This window comes from Crocosphaera sp. Alani8 (assembly GCF_038442745.1).
Classification (GTDB): domain Bacteria; phylum Cyanobacteriota; class Cyanobacteriia; order Cyanobacteriales; family Microcystaceae; genus Crocosphaera.
This window is the reverse complement of the sequence record NZ_JARVCN010000244.1, coordinates 1-4,888: the sequence shown is the minus strand read 5'-3', so window position 1 is coordinate 4,888 and position 4,888 is coordinate 1. Positions and strand designations below refer to the sequence as shown.

5 protein-coding genes are annotated in these 4,888 nt (G+C 35.2%); 4 read left to right on the top strand and 1 reads right to left on the bottom strand.

Translation table 11 applies throughout. The features are described from left to right. From dndC to rpsD, 4 genes are all read left to right on the top strand, one after another. Positions 1–998, top strand: a 998-nt coding sequence (gene dndC, locus P9B04_RS14400) for a DNA phosphorothioation system sulfurtransferase DndC (RefSeq protein WP_342055678.1), incomplete at its 5' end; no start/stop codon positions are given. 223 nt (positions 999–1,221) lie between these two features. Continuing rightward, on the top strand, positions 1,222–3,225 hold the full coding sequence (gene dndD, locus P9B04_RS14395) for a DNA sulfur modification protein DndD (protein WP_342055677.1): 2,004 nt from the start codon (positions 1,222–1,224) through the stop codon (positions 3,223–3,225). A gap of 31 nt (positions 3,226–3,256) precedes the next feature. Continuing rightward, positions 3,257–3,646: a DNA sulfur modification protein DndE gene (dndE, locus tag P9B04_RS14390; RefSeq protein ID WP_342055676.1), complete on the top strand. Its 390-nt coding sequence runs from the start codon at positions 3,257–3,259 to the stop codon at positions 3,644–3,646. An 88-nt stretch (positions 3,647–3,734) separates the two neighbouring features. Next, positions 3,735–4,343 carry a 30S ribosomal protein S4 gene (gene rpsD, locus P9B04_RS14385; protein ID WP_342055675.1) on the top strand — a complete coding sequence of 203 codons (609 nt, stop codon included), beginning with the start codon at positions 3,735–3,737 and terminating at the stop codon, positions 4,341–4,343. A 59-nt stretch (positions 4,344–4,402) separates the two neighbouring features. On the opposite strand, the gene P9B04_RS14380 is transcribed toward rpsD, so the two are convergent. Further along, positions 4,403–4,747 (bottom strand): hypothetical protein, encoded by a 345-nt coding sequence (locus P9B04_RS14380; protein ID WP_342055674.1) that lies wholly within the window; start codon positions 4,745–4,747, stop codon positions 4,403–4,405. Between the last annotated feature and the right edge of the window lie 141 nt (positions 4,748–4,888).

The window sequence follows — 4,888 nt, the reverse complement described above, 5'->3', positions numbered from 1 at the left end:
CTTTGTCCCCTAACTTTCGGCGAGTCCCCCCAGACTTTTTGAGAAGCTTCTATTTGATGCAATGGGAAAATCCTTGGGGCGGAAATAATAAGGATTTATTTACTTTATATCGAGGAGCAACTGCTGATAATGAATGTCCTTTAGTTGTTGATACTTCTACTCGGAGTTGTGGTGATTCTCGTTTAGGTTGTTGGGTTTGTACAATGGTAAATCAAGACAAATCTATGGAAGCAATGATCCAAAATGATGAGGAAAAAGAATGGCTTGAACCCTTATTAGATATTCGTAATGAATTAGATATACAAAATGATCGTAGTAAAAGAGACTTTAGACGAATTTATGGTAAAGTGGAATTATTTGGATCTGATAAAATTGAACCGGTTCCCGGTCCCTATACAAAATATTGGCGTGAACATTGGTTAAGACGGGTATTAGAAGCACAAGTTAAAGTAAGAAAAAATGCACCAGAAGATATGAAAGATATTACTTTAATTACTCAAGAAGAACTTAGCGAAATTAGACGAATATGGTTAGAAGAAAAACACGAATTTGATGATAGTTTACCTCGCATTTATGAGGAGGTGACGGGGGAACCTTTTATTGATAGTCGTCCAGGAGTTGGTCATAGTCTATTAGGTAGCGATGAATGGGATATTTTATCGGATATTTGTGAAGATGACACAATGCACTTAGAATTAATGGCGAAACTATTAGATACCGAACGACAATTTTATACTAAGTCCCGTCGCGTTGGTATCTACAGTGACTTGGAAAAATGTTTTGAAACCAGTTCTAGATCGCAAGACGATGCAATTAATAATGCACACAAAAAACGCAACCTAAAAAATGCGATCGCTAATGAAGACATTGACCAAGTTAAGGAACAACTCAAAAATAGTTTAAACCCTGAAGAAAAACCACCACAGAAACAACTCTCCTGGGGAAAAATTAAATTTCCTCAACCCACTGATAACCTAGACAGTGAGGAGGATGTATGATTATTTTTACTCTAAATTAGATTAGATGAAAATTTTTAGTGATTATTAACTAATTTTTTCTTTTATTACTTTTGTGAGGTACAATTTAGGGTGCTTACTATTGCTTCTTAGATATCGCTTATTTCTTAAAAATCCCAAACTTTTTTTCTGAGAAGTATGGTAACTACTATGTGCTATATTTAATAGTACCATAAAAATAATAGATAATTTTATTTGTTTAACTATGTTGTTTACTGAGTTGGTATTAGAAAATTTTGGCCCTTATGCTGGTAAAAATATTATTAATCTTCGTACAGAAAAAGATAATGAAACTCGTCCAATTATCCTCATTGGGGGAATGAATGGAGGAGGAAAAACTACACTTATGGATGCTATTCGTCTCGCATTATACGGACAACGCGCTCAATGTTCAACTCGTAATAATCTTAGTTATAGTGACTTTTTGATTCAGGGAATAAACAACAAAACCCCATTAGGAGGAGAAACACGCATAGAATTAGTTTTTGAACATTTTATTGATGATCAGTGGAAAGAAATACGCATAGTTAGACGCTGGAATCAACAACTAAAAGATGGCAAAGATAGTTTAGGTATTTTAGAAACAGGTGGTCCCGATAACTATGACTGGCCGAATAAAGCATTAGCTGAAACTTGGGATGAATTTATCGAAACTGTGTTACCTTTGGGTATTTCTAACTTATTTTTATTCGACGGTGAACAAGTTAAAGAATTAGCTGAACAAGACATCCCTCCCACGACTGTTATTAAAGCAATTCAATCTTTATTGGGATTAGAATTAGTGGAAAGATTAGGGGTTGATTTAGAGGTTTTAGTTAACCGAAAAAAGAAAAAATTAGCTACTCAATCTCAACTAAAAACTATCGAAGAAATTGAAGATAAATTAAACCACTATAAACAAGAACTAGAAAATGCTAAAGAAGATCAATCATCAAAACAAGCTAAACTAGATAGTGCCAATAATAAAGTTAAACGAGCATCAGAACGCTTTAGAATAGAAGGGGGTAAAATATCAGCAGAAAGTAGCACCCTCAGACATACTATTGATGAATTAAAAGAGAAGTTACAGCAGCAACGAAATGAGATGGTAACATTAGCAGCAACCAGTTTACCCTTAGCTTTAATTACTTCTTTAGTCAAAGATGCAAAGGAACAAGGAGAAAAGGAAGTTAAACAACAACAAGCTATCACAGCTAAAAGTGTTTTACAAAAACGAGATCAAAAGTTACTAAATTATCTAGAAACTCTCGAATTAACTGAAGAAAAATTGCTTAAAATTCAAACATTTTTATTAGAGCAATACGAAACAATCAACCAAAACTCTCAAAGTAATCTTGAGCATAGTTTAGGAATAACAGAAGATGAATTAAACCAGCTTAATGCTTTGGTAGATCATAAGCTTCCCTTACAATTGAACACAGCTACAAAATATCTAGAAAGCTTACAAAAATTAGAATTTGACTTAGATAATAATGAAAGAAAGTTACAAGTTGCTGCCTCTCCAGAAGACTATCAAAAACTCAGCGACGAACTTACTAATGCACAAAAAGAAGTAGCTAAATGTCAAATAGAATATAACGCAGCCGAAAAACGTATTAGAGAAGCAGACAAAGCAGTGCAAATGACTATTAAAGATTTGAAAAATTATACCGATCAAGCATTAGAAAAACAAAATAATGAGCATATTATTCAATCTGCTGCTAAAGTACAAAATACCCTACAATTATTTAAAGAAAGATTAACCCTCAAAAAACTCAATAAATTAGAAGGAGAAGTAACCGAATGTTTCCGTTATTTACTCCACAAATCTGATCTCATTCATCGAGTAGCTATTGATACCAATAACTTTAGTTTATCCCTTTATGATCCTCAAGGAGAAACTGTCCCCAAACATCGCTTATCTGCAGGGGAAAAACAACTCTTATCTATCGCATTTTTATGGGGTTTAGCAAGGGTATCAGGACGTAATTTACCTATTGCTATCGATACTCCTTTAGGAAGACTAGATTCTTCTCACCGCAATAACTTAGTTGAACGTTATTTTCCCACTGCTTCCCACCAAGTTATTTTACTTTCTACTGATACCGAAATACGAGAACAAGAGTTACAACAACTAGAACAACAAGATGCGATCGCTCATCAATATCTGCTAGAATATAACCCAGATGAGCGTCAAACCACTGTTCACTGCGATCGCTATTTTTGGTAACTTTTAAATAACATAAAAAGTCATAACTAAAATGGAATCACCAATTAAACAAGTTCGTTTATCTCAAACCGCAAAAGATCAGCTAGTTAAACTAAAAAGATACACAAAAATAGAACAGTGGAACGTCTTATGTCGGTGGGGTTTTTGCCGTTCTTTAGCTGAACCAAGCATTCCATCTCCCGTCCCCATTATCCTCGATAGTAATGTAGAAATGACCTGGAGAGTATTCGGGGGAGACATAGCGGATACCCTATTAATCGCTTTAAAACAAAGGTGTTATCGCGATGGTTTAGGAACAGATAAAGAGACCTTAATTAATCAATTTAAACTGCACTTACATCGAGGAATTGGTTATTTAGCAGGGGATATTAATATAAAAAAAATCGAAAATTTAATCCAATTAACCTCTATTGATGAATAATATAAAAATTTTTCTCTTACTAATTATCCTAAAACCTGCTATGATAATAGTTTTGGAGTATATTGTGTTTTAGGAGAAAATTGCTTATATGTCTCGTTATAGAGGACCGCGCCTAAGAGTAGTAAGAAGACTGGGAGAACTACCCGGACTCAGTAGAAAAACCCCCCGTCGCGCTTATCCCCCAGGTCAACACGGTCAAGGCCGTCGCAAACGTTCAGAATATGCTATTCGACTGGAAGAAAAGCAAAAATTATTGTATAACTATGGTGTTACCGAAAAGCAGCTAGTTCGTTACATGAAAAAAGCCCGTCGTGCTACCGGTTCCACGGGACAGAAATTGTTAGAACTGCTAGAAATGCGCTTGGATAACACAGTGTTCCGCATAGGTATGGCAGGAACCATCCCAGGTGCGCGTCAACTGGTTAATCATGGTCATGTTATGGTGAATGGACGTATTGTTGATATTGCCAGCTATCAGTGTCGTCCTGGAGATGTTATTTCTGTGAGAAATAAGGACAACTCGCGCCGTTTAGTGGAAGCTAATATGCAGTATCCTGGTTTAGCTAACCTTCCCGATCATCTAGAATTTGATCAAAATACCCTGACAGGTAAAGTTAATGATATTATCAAACGGGAATGGATAGCATTACAAATTAATGAACTGCTAGTGGTTGAATATTATTCTCGGAAAGTTTAATCGCTATGGGACAACTTCCATAGTTGTCCTCTTTTTTCCAATAATTTATAGATCAAATATTAATCTTTTTTTAACCATTTATAAGCAATCAAACTAATTATATAGCCCATTATAAGGCTAATAATAATACTGATACTTGTTCCTAGCCAGATACTTTTTAAAGATGGGTTTTGCTGCGTTGGTTCAAGATGTTGGGAAATAGTTTTTGTGAGGGGTCCTGTTAATAATTGTCCCACTGCGATCGCAGTTCCTATTCCCGCGAAAATTTGACCCAGTTGTGCTTCTTTTTCACTTTTACTATCTTGTCTTTTCGCTTCATCAATACTCACTTGAGTTTGCACACTAATCATCAGTTTATCATATAAATTAAGTGCCGGACTGAGAAAGCTAATGTCTGTTTTCATCTGTTCTAGATAAAATTGGCTTTCATTTTCAAAAGCTGTAAAAAAATTGGGTGGTGTTTCACCTGTTGTAGTTTCAATATCTTGTAAGCGTATCTTCTCAAAAAGCCAGGGGTCACTCGCTGCGAAAACTTAGGCCAAACA